Here is a 13,841-nt window from a genome sequence, read left to right on the forward strand (position 1 = left end):
GCCTCAGGCGGCGTTTTCTTCGCCTTCGGTCTTCTTGTCGCGGGCGATTTCCTTGCCGGTGGCCTGGTCGACGACCTTCATCGACAGGCGGACCTTGCCGCGCTCGTCGAAGCCCATCAGCTTGACCCAGACCTTGTCGCCTTCCTTGACGACGTCCGAGGTCTTGGCGACCCGGTCGTTGGCAAGCTGCGAGATGTGGACGAGGCCGTCACGCGGACCGAAGAAGTTGACGAAGGCACCGAAGTCGGCGGTCTTGACGACCGTGCCTTCGTAGATCTCGCCGACTTCCGGCTCGGCGACGATCGTGTGGATCCACTTCTTCGCCGCCTCGATCTCCTTGGCGTTCGACGAAGCGATCTTGACCGTGCCATCGTCCTCTATGTTGATCTTGGCGCCGGTCTTCTCAACAATCTCGCGGATGACCTTGCCGCCCGAACCGATGACGTCGCGGATCTTGTCGGTCGGGATGTGCATGACCTCGATGCGCGGCGCGAACTCGCCGAGTTCGGGGCGGGCGCCGGTCAGAGCATGAGACATCTCGCCCAGGATATGCAGGCGACCGTCCTTGGCCTGGCCAAGGGCGATCTTCATGATCTCCTCGGTGATGCCGTCGATCTTGATGTCCATCTGCAGCGAGGTGATGCCGCCTTCGGTGCCGGCAACCTTGAAGTCCATGTCGCCGAGGTGATCCTCGTCGCCCAAGATATCGGAGAGCACGGCGAAGCGCTCGCCTTCCTTGATCAGGCCCATGGCGATACCAGCCACCGGCTTGGCCAGCGGCACGCCGGCATCCATCAGCGCCAGCGAGGTGCCGCAGACCGTAGCCATCGACGACGAGCCGTTGGACTCTGTGATCTCCGAGACGACGCGCAGCGTGTAGGGGAACTGGTCGGCGGAGGGCAGCATCGGACGGATGGCGCGCCAAGCGAGCTTGCCATGGCCGATTTCGCGGCGGCCTGGCGAACCCATGCGGCCGGTCTCACCGACGGAGTAGGGGGGGAAGTTGTAGTGAAGGAGGAACTTCTCCTTGTACATGCCGGTCAAGGAATCGACGTACTGCTCATCCTCGCCGGTGCCCAGCGTGGCAACGACCAGCGCCTGGGTCTCGCCGCGGGTGAACAGCGCCGAACCATGGGTGCGCGGCAGAACGCCGACTTCGGAGACGATCTTGCGAACCGTGCTCAAGTCGCGACCATCGATGCGCGCGCCGGTGTCGAGGATGTTCCAGCGTACGACCTTCGCCTGCAGTTCCTTGAATACCGAGCCGATCTGTTCGGAGGTGTACTTTGCGTCCTCGCCTTCAGCCGGGGCAAACGCGGCCTTGACCTTCGCCTTGACGGCGTCGACGGCGGCGTAGCGCTTCTGCTTGTCGACGTTCTTGTAGGCATTGCTGAGCTCATCGCCGACGATTTTCAGCATCTCTGCCTCAAGCGCGGAATAATCCGGCGCGGTGAAGTCGCGCGGCTCCTTGGCGGCAACTTCCGCCAGCTTGATGATGGCGTCGATGACCGGCTGGAAACCCTTGTGGCCGAACATGACAGCGCCGAGCATCAGCTCTTCGCCGAGTTCCTTGGCTTCCGACTCGACCATCAGCACGGCATCAGTGGTGCCGGCAACGATGAGGTCGAGCTTGGACTCCTGCATCTCGTCGACGTGCGGGTTCAGCACATATTCGCCATTGATGTAGCCGACGCGCGCGCCGCCGATCGGGCCCATGAAGGGAACGCCCGACAGGGTCAGCGCCGCCGAGGTGGCGACGATCGACAGGATGTCCGGGTCATTTTCGAGATCGTGCTGGACGACGGTGACGACGATCTGCGTGTCGTTCTTGTAGCCGGCGGCGAAGAGCGGGCGGATCGGGCGGTCGATGAGGCGGGAAACCAGCGTTTCCTTCTCGCTCGGACGGCCTTCGCGCTTGAAATAGCCGCCCGGGATCTTGCCGGCGGCATAGGTCTTTTCCTGGTAATTGACGGTCAGCGGAAAGAAGTCGAGACCGGGCTTGGGCTCCTTCATCGAAACGACGGTGGCGAGAACCTTGGTCTCGCCGTAGGTGGCGAGCACCGCGCCGTCGGCCTGGCGCGCGATCTTGCCGGTCTCCAGGATGAGCGGACGACCGCCCCATTCGATTTCCACTTTGTGGTGATTGAACATGTCTTGTCCTTAATAAGCGGAAAGGGCCGCGCCGTTTCACGGTGCGCGGATGCCCTTTGCCTGGCTTCCTTTCTCGGGCAGCCACGGGCAAGACAACGGGAGGCTCGGGTGATTTAGGCGCGACAAGCGCGCGAGCGTCCTGCAATCCTGCCCCATGACCGTCCATGGGCGGTTTCGAGCGGCCCTTTGCACGCTCGAAACCGGGTCTGGCCAGCCTATGCGACTGGCAGAATGCGCGACCGGCGGGCTCTCCGAAGAAAGCCCGCCGGTCAATTCGTCAACGGCGCAGACCGAGCTTCTCGATCAGTGTCTGATAGCGCGAGTCGTCCTTGCGCTTGAGATAATCAAGCAGGCTGCGGCGCTGGGACACGAGAGCGAGCAGACCACGGCGGGAATGGTTATCCTTCTTGTGGTCCTTGAAATGGTCGGTCAGGTTCTTGATGCGCTCGGAAAGGATGGCCACCTGGACTTCCGGAGACCCGGTATCGCCCTTGGCGGTTGCGAATTCACCCATCAATTCCTGTTTGCGCTCGGCAGTAATCGACATCGTGTTTTTCCTTATCTGTTTGAGGAAACGGGTCGCCCACAGCCGGGATGTCGTCCAGCAGGGGCCGTGCATGCAAAGCGTCAAGGCGCTATGCTGCGGCGCATATAGTGCAATTCCCTGAAAAACACCAGCCCAATTCACAAGCCGGCTTTTGAGGCTCAAATGGCAGGTTTAACCCCCGTCAAAGCCATTTCTTCCATTTGAAGAATGCAATCAGCCCGACAGCGACGGCTGCCATGAACAGCAGAGACAATGGATAGCCGTAGTACGCCTTCAGCTCCGGCATATTCCATGGCGAGCTGGCGGGGTCGAAGTTCATACCCCAGATGCCGACCAGGAAGGTGAGCGGCATGAAGATGACCGAAACGATGGTGAGATAGGAGATGACGTCGTTGGTTCGGGCTTGGCTCAGCGACAGATGCATTTCGATCAGGCCGGTCAGCATGTCGCGCTGGGTCTCGACCAGCTCGATCAGCCTGAGCGAATGGTCGAGGGTGTCGTTGAGGAAGACCTTGGTCTCGGCTGTTACATAGGCCACGTCGTTGCGGATCAGCGTTGCCAGCGCATCGCGCATGGGCCACAGCACGCCCTTCAGAACATTGGCATCGCGCCGCAATTCGTGCAGCTGCCGCATCTGGTGCTTGTGCGTCGAATGCAGCATCTGGTCCTCAATCCCGTCGACCAGGTCGCCGGCAGCCTCGATCGGCGGAAAATAGCTGTCGACGATGGCGTCGATCAGCGCATAGGCGAGATAGTCGGCGCCGCGCGTGCGCAACCGGTTGGGCGCCGAACTCTCGATGCGCTTGCGTACGGGATCGAACGGGTCGCCTTCGCGCTCCTGGAAGGTGACGACGAAGTTCTCGCCGAGGAAGAGAGCGATCTGCTCGTAGCGATGCGACGTGACATCGTCGATCATGCGCATGACGACGAAGGCGTGGTCCTCGAAGAAGTCGACTTTCGGCCGCTGGCCGGTGTTGACGACATCCTCCAGCGCCAGTGGATGCAGGCTGAAGATGCGGCCGATCTCCTCGATCAATTGGATGTTGGCAAGGCCGGTGCAGTCGAGCCAGATGACGGGCCATTTCCGGCAACTGGCCTCGACATCGTCGATGCTGGCGTTCTCGATGGTCTTGAACTTCTGCGGCGAGATCAAGGTCAGCCGCAGTTCGGAGCGCCGCGCCGCCGGATCGGCGATCAGCGTGCCGGGCGAGGCGCCAACCGGAGGCCGCCTCGTCTTCACCGGCGCCCGTTTTTTCACCACCTCGGCCTTTGCCATGCCACCACCCGTCGAACCTGCCTGTCCTATTCCGTCATGGCGATCAGACCGGTCACCCGGCAAAGACCCGCTTGGGCTTGAACATGCCTTGCTCGATAGCGCCAATGGCGACGAGCTTGCCGCGCGCCGTCGCACAGGCTTCCTCCGCCTCTACCGGTGCGTCACGGCCACGAATGATGACCGGATTGCCGAGGCGTATCTTTGTCGCGGCATCGTCGCTGATCGCGATCCGCGGCAGGCAGTCGAGCGCCGCCGAGGTGTCGACGAGAAGCCCGTCGATGGCGCCGAAATCGATGGGCATCTCCACTGCGTCCGCGGCGTCTGCCTCCGGATCCGGTTTATCGTGACCTTGCGCGCCGAAGCGCGCGGCCTCGAGTTCGGCGATGGTGACGAAGTCCTCTGGCGTAAACGGCTCGACCTCGACCCGGCGCAGTTCGCTGATATGGCCGAAGCAGCCGAGGTCGCGGCCCATGTCGCGGGCCAGCGAGCGCACATAGGTGCCCTTGCCGCATTCGACCTCGAAAATCGTCTGGTCCGGCTTGTGCTCGACAATGTCGAGCCGGCCGATCTCGATCTCGCGTGGCGGTATGTCGACCGTCTCACCTTCGCGGGCGAGGTCGTAGGCGCGTTCACCCGCAATCTTGATGGCGGAAAATTGCGGTGGCGTCTGCATGATGACGCCGGTGTATTTCGGCAGCAGCACCCGGACATCGGCTTCCGATGGACGCTGATCGGCCTCTTTCGTCACCGGACCTTCGAGGTCATCGGTCGACCGCTCCTGTCCCCAGGCAACGGTGAAACGGTAGATCTTGGCGCCGTCCTGCACGTAGGGCACGGTCTTGGTGGCCTCGCCGAGCGCGATCGGCAGCATGCCGGAGGCAAGAGGGTCGAGCGTGCCGGCATGGCCGGCCTTTTCGGCCTGGAACAGCCATTTGATCTTGGAGACGGCCTCGGTCGAGCCCATACCGACCGGCTTGTCCAGCACCACCCAGCCCGAGACTGGCCGGCCCTTCTTCTTGCCGCGACGCCCCATTATTCTTCTTCCTTGTTGTCGTCGCTATCCAGGTCGCGTGCCACTTCGGGCGACTTCAGCAGGTCGTTGATCCTGGCGAAATTGTCGAAGGACGTATCCAGCCGGAAACGGAACTCCGGCATGTACTTCATCTGCCGGAGCGCGCCGGAGACGCGGCCGCGCACGAACTTGGCATGCTTGTTCAGCGCTTCGATCACGGCGTCGGTATCCTTTGCGCCAAGCGGAGAAACGAAGGCTGTGGCGATCTTGAGATCCGGCGACATGCGCACTTCCGACACCGAAACCACGGTATTTTCAATCAACGGGTCAATGATCTCCCCCCGCTGCAGGGTTTCCGAGAGCGCATGGCGCACCTGTTCACCGACGCGCAACATGCGCTGGGATGGGCTTGATGTGGTGGAACGGGGCATTTTTCTCGATCCTGAAAGCGTGAGGCGCGGGATGGGACCGTGCCGCATGTCTCAAATGATTATTGTCAACAGGCTTGTGGTCAACAGACTTGTGGTCAAAGACTTGGGGCGGCGGCCTTTCGACCACCGCCCGATATCGACAAGTCACTCGACCTCAGAGTGTGCGGGTCACCATCTCGACGCGGAAGCACTCGATGACGTCGCCGACGCGCATGTCCTCGTAGTTCTGGAAGGCCATGCCGCACTCTTGGCCGCCCGGGACTTCCGAAACTTCGTCCTTGAAGCGCTTCAGGGTCTTCAGCGTGCCTTCGTGGATGACGACGTTGTCGCGGATCAGGCGTACGCCCGCACCACGCTCGACCTTGCCTTCGGTGACACGGCAGCCGGCGATCTTGCCGACCTTGGTGATGTCGAAGATCTCGAGGATCTCGGCATTGCCGATGAAGGTCTCGCGACGCTCCGGCGAGAGCAGGCCCGACAGAGCCGCCTTCACGTCATCCACGAGGTTGTAGATGATCGAGTAATAGCGGATCTCGATGCCCGCGGCCGCGGCTGCGGCACGCGCCTGCACATTGGCACGAACGTTGAAGCCGATGATCGCCGCGCCGGATGTTTCCGCCAGCGAGACGTCGCTTTCGGTGATGGCGCCGGCACCGGAATGAACGATGCGCGCACGAACCTCGTCGGTGCCGAGCTTGTCGAGCGCGGCATTGATCGCCTCGATCGAACCCTGCACGTCGCCCTTGATGACCAGCGGGAATTCCTTCAGCCCGCTCGTCTGCAATTGCGACATCATCTGTTCGAGCGAGCCGCGCTGGCCCGCATGCCTGGCCACCGCCTTCTCGCGCGCCAGACGCTGGCGATATTCGGTGATCTCGCGGGCACGGGCCTCGTTGTTGACCACGGCGAAGCGGTCGCCGGCCTGCGGCGTTCCCTGAAGGCCGAGCACCTCGACCGGCATCGCCGGCGGTGCTTCCTTGATCTGCTCGCCGCGATCGTTGACCAGAGCGCGCACGCGGCCCCATTCGTTGCCGGCGACGAGGATGTCACCCGGCATCAGGGTGCCGGTCTGCACCAGAACGGTGGCGACGGGACCACGGCCCTTGTCGAGCTGCGCCTCGATGACAACGCCCTCGGCGGTACGGTCGGGATTGGCCTTGAGGTCGAGGATTTCGGCCTGCAGCAGGATCGCCTCGAGCAGCTTGTCGAGATTGGTGCCCTTGGTGGCCGACACTTCGACGTCCAGCACTTCACCGCCCATCGATTCGACGAAGACTTCATGGCGCAACAGTTCCGAGCGCACCTTCTGCGGATCGGCGTCATGCTTGTCGATCTTGTTGATCGCCACGATGATCGGAACGCCGGCCGCCTTGGCGTGGCTGATCGATTCGATCGTCTGCGGCATGACGCTGTCGTCTGCCGCGACCACCAGGATGGCAATGTCGGTCGCCTGGGCGCCACGGGCGCGCATCGCCGTGAAGGCGGCGTGGCCGGGCGTGTCGATGAAGGTGATCTTCTGACCGTTCTTCTCGACCTGATAGGCGCCGATATGCTGGGTGATGCCGCCGGCCTCGCCGGAAACGACATTGGCGTTGCGGATCGCATCGAGCAGCGAGGTCTTGCCGTGGTCGACGTGGCCCATGATGGTCACGACCGGCGGACGCGACACCAGGTCCTCGGCATTGTCGGCAATGTTGAACAGGCCTTCCTCGATGTCGGACTCGGCGACGCGGCGGACCGTATGACCGAATTCGGTGGCGACCAGTTCGGCCGTGTCGGCGTCGATGACGTCGCCCGGCTTCAGGATCTGGCCCTGCTTCATGAAATACTTGACCAGGTCGACAGCACGCTCCGACATGCGCTGCGCCAGTTCCTGGATGGTGATGGTCTCGGGCAGGATCACTTCGCGCATGACCTTCTCGCGCGGCTCGTTGTGCATCGCGCGCTTGAATTTTTCCTGGCGGCGACGCATCGACGACAGCGAACGAGCCCGCGCATCCTCGTCGGACAACGCGGAGTTCAGTGTCAGCTTGCCACGGCGGCGGTCTTCCTCGCTCTTGGTGGGCTTTGCCGGACGCGCCACTTCAGGCGTGACCGGGCGGCGCACCGGTGCGCCGGCGGTCGCCCGCTTCGGCTTGACCTCTTCCTCCTCGTCGGCGGTCGCCAACTCGGCGGCTTGCGGTGCGCGGCGGCGCGCCTCTTCCTCGGCGCGGCGGCGCGATTCGGCCTCGGTCTGCAACCGTGCCTCTTCCTCGGCCTGGCGGCGCGCGGAGTCCTCGCGTTCGCGCTTGCGGCGCTCTTCGTCCTCGGCGCGGCGCTTGGCGTCCTCGGCGGCNGTCCTCGGCGGCTCGCTGACGGTCTTCGACCTCGCGGACCTTCGAGCCCTCGAGCGCCCTGCGGCGCGCTTCCATCTCGCTACGCGACAATTCGTTCAGCACCATGCCGCTGCGCTCGACCGGAGCCGGCGGCGGGGGGGGCGCCTTGGGCGCTTCCTGGACGACAGGCGCCGCCACGACCGCCGGCTTCGGCGTGAAGACGGGCGCAGGCGGAGCCGCGACCGGCTCCGGCTTGTCGCCGGGCAGCGAGAACTTGCGCTTCTTGGTCTCGACCACGACCGACTTGGTACGGCCGTGCGAGAAGTTCTGGCGCACGGTGCCCTGTTCCATGCTGGGGCGCTTCAGCGTCAAGGTCTTCTTCGGTGTAACACTCAACGTCTTGTCGTCGCCCGATTTCGTATCGCTCATTCCATATCCTCTGCGGCATCATCTTCGTCAGCAACGGCCGCAAGCATTGCAAGATCGTCCGGGGTACCGCCCCGATATCGGTCGAGCGCAACCATGCGCTTCTGGACCGCCTTACCCGCGTCTCCCGCGAGGACGGCAGCATGTATCACATTTGTACCCCCCAATGCCAAGCTCAACTCGGCCTCGGAGAAAAGTTTGTAGGCAAGGATGGAGGGGCCGCCGATATGAACGGTCGCCCGCCGCGCCTGGCTGATCTTGCGTACGCCATCCGCGGACGCTTCGGTCGCGTGGAGCACGAAAAGCGCCAGTCCGCCGCGCACCGCGCTCTCGACCTTGGTAGCGCCTAGCGAAATCGCGCCTGCCTTGCGGGCAAGGCCCAGCATACCGAGAGCGGATCTGGAAAGCAGCCCGTCGACCATGCCGCCGAGATCGGGCGGTACGACCACCTGTGCCTTGAAGGCGCGGGCAAAAAGGTTCTTGGCCGCCGCCTTCTCGATATGTAGGCGGTCCGCACTCACCCAGCAACCACGGCCGGGCAGATTTCTCTTGAGATCGGGAACGACGGCCGAATCCGGGCCGACGACGAACCGGATCAGTTCATCCGGTTCGGCCTGTTTGCGGGTGACGATGCAGGTGCGATCGTTCATCTCGTCCAAGGGCGGGTTGTGTGCGATGCGGTTTCACCTCACGCACCAACGGCTTCGTCGGCCGTTTCTTCTTCGGCCGCAAGCTCGTCTTCGGTGATCCAGCCGGCCTTGAGGCGAGCGGCCAGAACCATCTGCTCGGCATCGGCGCGCGAAACGCCGTGATTGGCCAGCACGCCGGGATAGACCTTGGTCTCGCCGTCCTTGCGTTCCTTCCAGCCGGTGAGGTCGTCTGCGGCATAGCCGGCGAAATCCTCGATCGTCTTCACGCCGTCCTCGCCGAGCGTCACCATCATGGCGGTGGTGACGCCGGGGATTTCGCGCAGATCATCCGAAACGCCCAGCGCCTTGCGCTTATCGTCGTGCTCGGCCTCGATCTTCTCCAGATATTCGCGGGCGCGGGTCTGGATTTCCGAGGCTGTATCCTCATCGAAGCCGTCGATCGAGGCGATCTCGCCGGCATCGACATAGGCGACTTCCTCGACGCTGGTGAAGCCTTCCGAGGCCAGCACCTGGCCCACCATCTCGTCGACATCGAGGGCTTCCATGAACAGCGCCGAGCGCTCGACGAATTCCTTCTGGCGGCGCTCGGATTCCTCGGCCTCGGTCAGGATGTCGATGTCCCAGCCGGTAAGCTGCGAGGCAAGGCGCACGTTCTGGCCGCGGCGGCCGATGGCCAGCGACAGCTGATCGTCGGGAACCACCACTTCGATGCGCTCCGCATCCTCGTCGAGCACGACCTTGGCGACTTCCGCCGGCTGCAGCGCATTAACGATGAAGGAGGCGGCCGAGGGCGACCACGGAATGATGTCGATCTTCTCGCCCTGCAGTTCGCCGACGACTGCCTGGACGCGGCTGCCGCGCATACCGACGCAGGCGCCGACCGGATCGATCGAGCTATCACGCGAAATGACGGCGATCTTGGCGCGCGAGCCCGGGTCGCGGGCGACCGACTTGATCTCGATGATGCCGTCATAGATCTCCGGCACTTCCATGGTGAAGAGCTTGGCCATGAACTGCGGATGGGTGCGCGACAGGAAGATCTGCGGGCCGCGCTGCTCGCGCCGCACGTCGTAGACATAGGCGCGGACACGGTCGCCGTATTTGTAGTTTTCGCGCGGGATCAGCTCGTCGCGGCGGATGATCGCTTCGCCACGGCCAAGATCGACGATGACGTTGCCATATTCGACGCGCTTGACCGTGCCGTTGACGATCTCGCCGATACGGTCCTTGTATTCGTCATACTGGCGGTCACGCTCGGCCTCGCGCACCTTCTGCACGATGACCTGCTTGGCAGACTGCGCGGCGATGCGGCCGAAATCCATCGGCGGCAGCAGTTCGGCGATGAAATCGCCAAGCTGGGCGTCGGGATTGCGCTCGCGTGCGGAGGAAATGGCTATCTGGGTGGCGTAATCGTCGACCTTCTCGACCACTTCCATCAGCCGCTGCAGCTTCATCTCGCCGGTGTTCGGGTTGATATCGGCGCGAATGTTGGTCTCCTGGCCATAACGCGAACGCGCCGCCTTCTGGATCGCATCGGCCATGGCGGCGATGACGATCGACTTGTCGATCGACTTCTCACGCGCGACCGCATCGGCAATCTGCAGCAGTTCAAGTCTATTGGCGCTTACAACCATGTTCTTTCTCCCGAGCCTGTTCGCCGGACCTTTGCGCCCGGCAGCTCAATCAAATTTCCTGTTCGTGTTCGTCCGTGGCGTCCGGTTCCGTACCTTCGGACACATCGTCGTCCGGTTCACCGCGGCGTCGCTTGGCTTCCTTGCGCTCCCTGTTGTCCTTGGACAACGCTTCGCGAATGAGGTCGTCGGTCAGGATCAGCCTGACATCGGCGATGGCATCGTAGGGCACGCGCACTGTCGGCTCCTCGCCATAGGCCGCCTTATCGCGCTCGATCAGCACGTCGTTCTCACCGGCCTCGGCGATCTTGCCCTTGAAGCGCTTGCGGTCGGCAACGACGACCGACGTTTCCATCTTCACCAGATGACCGGTCCAGGTCACGAAATCCGATTTGCGCACCAAAGGCCGGTCGATGCCGGGCGAGGAGACTTCGAGATGATACGCCTTTTCGATCGGATCATCGACGTCGAGCGCCGGCGACACCGCGCGGCTGACCTCCTCGCAATCCTCGACGGTCATGGTGCCGTCCTCACGCTCGGCCATGATCTGCAGCGTCAGCCCGTTCTGGCCGGACAGATGCACGCGCACGAGGCGAAAGCCGATGCCGCGCAGGACCGGCTGGACGATCAGCGCAATGCGCGCATCGATGCCGCTTTCGCGGATGATGCGGTCGTCACCTTCGTTTGCCGTTGCAGTCATCGTTGCCTATCGTTCGTCTCGAACCTATCGGCAGGTAATAAAAAAGAGCGGGACCGGGTGGACCCACTCTTCGTCATACCGACCAAGAATTTGAGGCTGATATAAACGAACACGGTTCGTGTTTCAAGTCCGCAGTGGCGGCCCGGGAAAGCCCGGCGGCGTCAGGGTTGTTCCAGGCGCATGGCCGCCATGCGGCAATCCCCCTGTGAGAGCCGGCGGCGCGCCCTTATTTGTTAGCCATCAAACGATTGAACCGGCGCGCGTGCGCGCGAAAGGACAAGACCATGAGCAACCGCGGGATATTCTCCGCCTTGGGCGATCTGTTCACCACATTCGGCAGCGCCGTTGCCGCATCTCGCGCCGTGGAGGCCGGGCGCAAGCCCAGAGCCGACGACCTGCGCAATCTCGGTATGGATCCGGCTGTATTCAACAGGATTGGTCGTTTCTGACTCCAACAGGCATTCGATCCCGTCCTCCCGGGGGGTGCCGGTTGGGCGGACCTACGTCCTGACGAAAGTCAGATAGGCCGGCTGGCGCCCCTCGCGAATGGCCTTTGCCTCATAACGCGTGCCGGGCCAGCCCTCATAGGAGCGATGCCAGTCCGCCGCGTCCGCAGCCTGCCATGCGAAAGCGCCATGCGCCCGGCAATGCAGCAAGGTCCAGTTCACATAAGTGTCGATGTCGGACGCAAAGCGGAATTTCGAGCCGGGTTTCAGGACGCGTGCGAAACGGTCGAGATTGACCAGGCTCACGAAACGCCGCTTCCAGTGTTTTTTCTTTGGCCAGGGATCGGGATAGAGAAGATCGATGCCGTCGAGCGAGGCCGGCGGCAACCAGTCAAGCAACTGGGTGGCGTCGTCGTCGTAGACCCTGAGATTGGCCAGCGGCGCTGCCCGCACCGCCATCATCATCTTGGCCATGCCGTTGACGAAGGGCTCGACACCTATGAAGCCGGTCGCGGGCGCCTCGATGGCGCGATGCAGGAGATGTTCACCGCCGCCAAAGCCGATCTCGAGCCGAACCGCCGAAACCTTTGCTTCAAACAGGACGCGCAGGTCTGGCGGTGCCTCGGCGACCAGATCGAGCCGGTATTTGCCAAGCCCGCTTTCCAGCGCCGCAGCCTGCTGCGGGCGCACGGGCTTGCCGCGCCGACGACCGAAGAAGGCTTCGGTCATGCGGCTTGGCCTGTCCGCGTCACTCATCGACTGGCGCAAGTCCTGCCGCCGCCCTCAGGCCGCGACAGCATCCTTGAGCGCCTTGGCCAGATCGGTCTTTTCCCAGGAGAAAGACCCGTCCCGGCCCGCCTTGCGGCCGAAATGGCCGTAAGACGACGTCTTGNGGTCGCGCGGCTTGGTCTGTCCTTCGGGTCCATGGCGGGACTTTGCGGCGTCGCTATCAGGCGCCGACAGCGTCCTTGAGCGCCTTGGCGAGATCGGTCTTTTCCCAGGAGAAAGACCCGTCCCGGCCCGCCTTGCGGCCGAAATGGCCGTAAGACGACGTCTTGGCGTAGATCGGCTTGTTGAGGTCGAGATGACGGCGGATGCCTGACGGCGACAGGTCCATCACGCTACGCAGCGCGTCCTCGAGCTTTGCCTCATCGACCTTGCCGGTGCCATGCAGGTCGACATAGACCGATAATGGCTGGGCGACACCGATGGCGTAGGAAAGCTGGATGGTGCAGCGATCGGCAAGCTTCGCCGCCACGACGTTCTTGGCCAGGTAGCGCGCGGCATAGGCAGCCGATCGGTCGACCTTGGTGGTGTCCTTGCCGGAGAAGGCGCCGCCGCCATGGGGAGCCGCGCCGCCATAGGTGTCGACGATGATCTTGCGGCCGGTCAGGCCGGCATCGCCGTCCGGACCGCCGATGACGAACTTGCCGGTCGGGTTGATGTACCACATGCAATCGTCAGCGATCTTGAGGTCACCCAATGCCTCGCGGATATAAGGTTCCACGACCTTGCGGACCTTCTTGGAATCCCAGCTTGAATCCAGATGCTGGGTCGACAGCACGATCTGCGTCGCCTCGGCGGCCTTACCGTCGACATAGCGGACGGTGACCTGGCTTTTCGCGTCCGGCCCGAGCTTGCCGGCCTCGCCGTTGTTTTCGTGGCGGGCGGCTGCCAGCAGTTCGAGAATCTTATGGCTGTAATAGATCGGCGCCGGCATCAGGTCCGGCGTCTCGCGGCAGGCGTAGCCGAACATGATGCCCTGGTCGCCGGCACCTTCCTCGCCCTGACGGTCGGCGGCGTTGTCGACGCCCTGGCCGATATCAGGCGACTGGCCATGCAGCAGGACCTCGATCTTGGCCGTCTTCCAGTGAAAGCCGGCCTGCTCGTAGCCGATCTCCCGGATCGCCTTACGGGCGACGGATTTGAACTTCGCCGGGTTGACGACAGGGTGGCCCGCGGCATCCTTGAGGATGTTGCCGCCCTTGTCCTTCTTCAACAGCGTCTCGGGAACGCGCACTTCACCGGCGATGACGACCCGGTTGGTGGTCGCGAGCGTCTCGCAGGCGACACGGACCTTCCACGGGTCCATGCCGGTCTTCTTGGCTTCACGATAGACCAGATCGACGATTTCGTCGGAGATCCGGTCACAGACTTTGTCGGGATGGCCCTCGGCTACGGATTCCGAGGTAAAGAAGTAGTTCTGCCGCGTCACGGGTGTCCCCTCTTGAAAAACGATCGGCAGGCTGCCGATTT

Annotated in this window: 11 protein-coding genes and 1 pseudogene; 1 reads left to right on the top strand and 11 read right to left on the bottom strand. The window is 63.2% G+C overall.

Annotation, left to right across the window (positions count from 1 at the left end; all coding sequences use genetic code 11):
* Window positions 1-3: 3 nt before the first annotated feature.
* From pnp to rimP, 9 genes and pseudogenes are all read right to left on the bottom strand, one after another.
* Window positions 4-2,151, bottom strand: coding sequence for a polyribonucleotide nucleotidyltransferase (pnp, locus tag X739_RS143770; RefSeq protein WP_015314001.1), 2,148 nt, complete (start codon window positions 2,149-2,151; stop codon window positions 4-6).
* Between the two features lie 277 nt (window positions 2,152-2,428).
* The gene (gene rpsO / locus X739_RS143765) at window positions 2,429-2,698 is read right to left on the bottom strand and encodes a 30S ribosomal protein S15 (RefSeq protein WP_015314002.1); all 270 of its coding nucleotides are present in this window, start codon (window positions 2,696-2,698) and stop codon (window positions 2,429-2,431) included.
* 181 nt (window positions 2,699-2,879) lie between these two features.
* A complete protein-coding gene (gene corA, locus X739_RS143760; protein ID WP_023773049.1) occupies window positions 2,880-3,974 on the bottom strand; it encodes a magnesium/cobalt transporter CorA in 1,095 nt (364 codons plus the stop codon).
* 52 nt (window positions 3,975-4,026) lie between these two features.
* Window positions 4,027-5,007, bottom strand: coding sequence for a tRNA pseudouridine(55) synthase TruB (gene truB / locus X739_RS143755; RefSeq protein ID WP_023773050.1), 981 nt, complete (start codon window positions 5,005-5,007; stop codon window positions 4,027-4,029).
* Complete coding sequence (gene rbfA, locus X739_RS143750) at window positions 5,007-5,417, bottom strand: 30S ribosome-binding factor RbfA (RefSeq protein WP_023773051.1); 411 nt, start codon at window positions 5,415-5,417, stop codon at window positions 5,007-5,009. Before rbfA ends, truB begins: the two co-directional genes overlap by 1 nt.
* 154 nt (window positions 5,418-5,571) lie before the next feature.
* A pseudogene (infB, locus tag X739_RS01000000166410) lies at window positions 5,572-8,161 on the bottom strand (translation initiation factor IF-2).
* Window positions 8,158-8,808: an RNA-binding protein gene (locus X739_RS143745; RefSeq protein WP_023772685.1), complete on the bottom strand. Its 651-nt coding sequence runs from the start codon at window positions 8,806-8,808 to the stop codon at window positions 8,158-8,160. Before X739_RS143745 ends, infB begins: the two are co-directional and overlap by 4 nt.
* A gap of 38 nt (window positions 8,809-8,846) precedes the next feature.
* Window positions 8,847-10,442: a transcription termination factor NusA gene (gene nusA, locus X739_RS143740; RefSeq protein WP_023772684.1), complete on the bottom strand. Its 1,596-nt coding sequence runs from the start codon at window positions 10,440-10,442 to the stop codon at window positions 8,847-8,849.
* Between the two features lie 49 nt (window positions 10,443-10,491).
* Window positions 10,492-11,139 (bottom strand): ribosome maturation factor RimP, encoded by a 648-nt coding sequence (gene rimP / locus X739_RS143735; RefSeq protein ID WP_023772683.1) that lies wholly within the window; start codon window positions 11,137-11,139, stop codon window positions 10,492-10,494.
* 311 nt (window positions 11,140-11,450) lie between these two features.
* Between rimP and X739_RS07330 the strand changes: the two genes are divergently transcribed.
* Complete coding sequence (locus X739_RS07330) at window positions 11,451-11,588, top strand: hypothetical protein (protein WP_198026155.1); 138 nt, start codon at window positions 11,451-11,453, stop codon at window positions 11,586-11,588.
* Between the two features lie 51 nt (window positions 11,589-11,639).
* Here the strand turns inward: X739_RS07330 and X739_RS143730 are convergent, their stop codons facing one another.
* On the bottom strand, window positions 11,640-12,341 hold the full coding sequence (locus tag X739_RS143730; protein WP_023795399.1) for a tRNA (guanosine(46)-N(7))-methyltransferase TrmB: 702 nt from the start codon (window positions 12,339-12,341) through the stop codon (window positions 11,640-11,642).
* Window positions 12,342-12,534: 193 nt separating this feature from the next.
* Entirely contained in the window at window positions 12,535-13,800 is a 1,266-nt protein-coding gene (gene metK / locus X739_RS143725) for a methionine adenosyltransferase (protein ID WP_023795400.1), read from the bottom strand.
* Window positions 13,801-13,841: the final 41 nt, after the last annotated feature.

The sequence above is a fragment of the Mesorhizobium sp. LNHC209A00 genome (assembly GCF_000502915.1).
Classification (GTDB): domain Bacteria; phylum Pseudomonadota; class Alphaproteobacteria; order Rhizobiales; family Rhizobiaceae; genus Mesorhizobium.

Excerpts from the sequence above, each read along its gene's own strand:
- rbfA (WP_023773051.1), bottom strand. The coding sequence starts at position 5,417 with ATGCCCCGTTCCACCACATCAAGCCCATCCCAGCGCATGTTGCGCGTC.
- truB (WP_023773050.1), bottom strand. The coding sequence starts at position 5,007 with ATGGGGCGTCGCGGCAAGAAGAAGGGCCGGCCAGTCTCGGGCTGGGTG.
- nusA (WP_023772684.1), bottom strand. The coding sequence starts at position 10,442 with ATGGTTGTAAGCGCCAATAGACTTGAACTGCTGCAGATTGCCGATGCG.
- X739_RS143745 (WP_023772685.1), bottom strand. The coding sequence starts at position 8,808 with ATGAACGATCGCACCTGCATCGTCACCCGCAAACAGGCCGAACCGGAT.
- corA (WP_023773049.1), bottom strand. The coding sequence starts at position 3,974 with ATGGCAAAGGCCGAGGTGGTGAAAAAACGGGCGCCGGTGAAGACGAGG.
- pnp (WP_015314001.1), bottom strand. The coding sequence starts at position 2,151 with ATGTTCAATCACCACAAAGTGGAAATCGAATGGGGCGGTCGTCCGCTC.
- rpsO (WP_015314002.1), bottom strand. The coding sequence starts at position 2,698 with ATGTCGATTACTGCCGAGCGCAAACAGGAATTGATGGGTGAATTCGCA.
- rimP (WP_023772683.1), bottom strand. The coding sequence starts at position 11,139 with ATGACTGCAACGGCAAACGAAGGTGACGACCGCATCATCCGCGAAAGC.
- X739_RS143730 (WP_023795399.1), bottom strand. The coding sequence starts at position 12,341 with ATGAGTGACGCGGACAGGCCAAGCCGCATGACCGAAGCCTTCTTCGGT.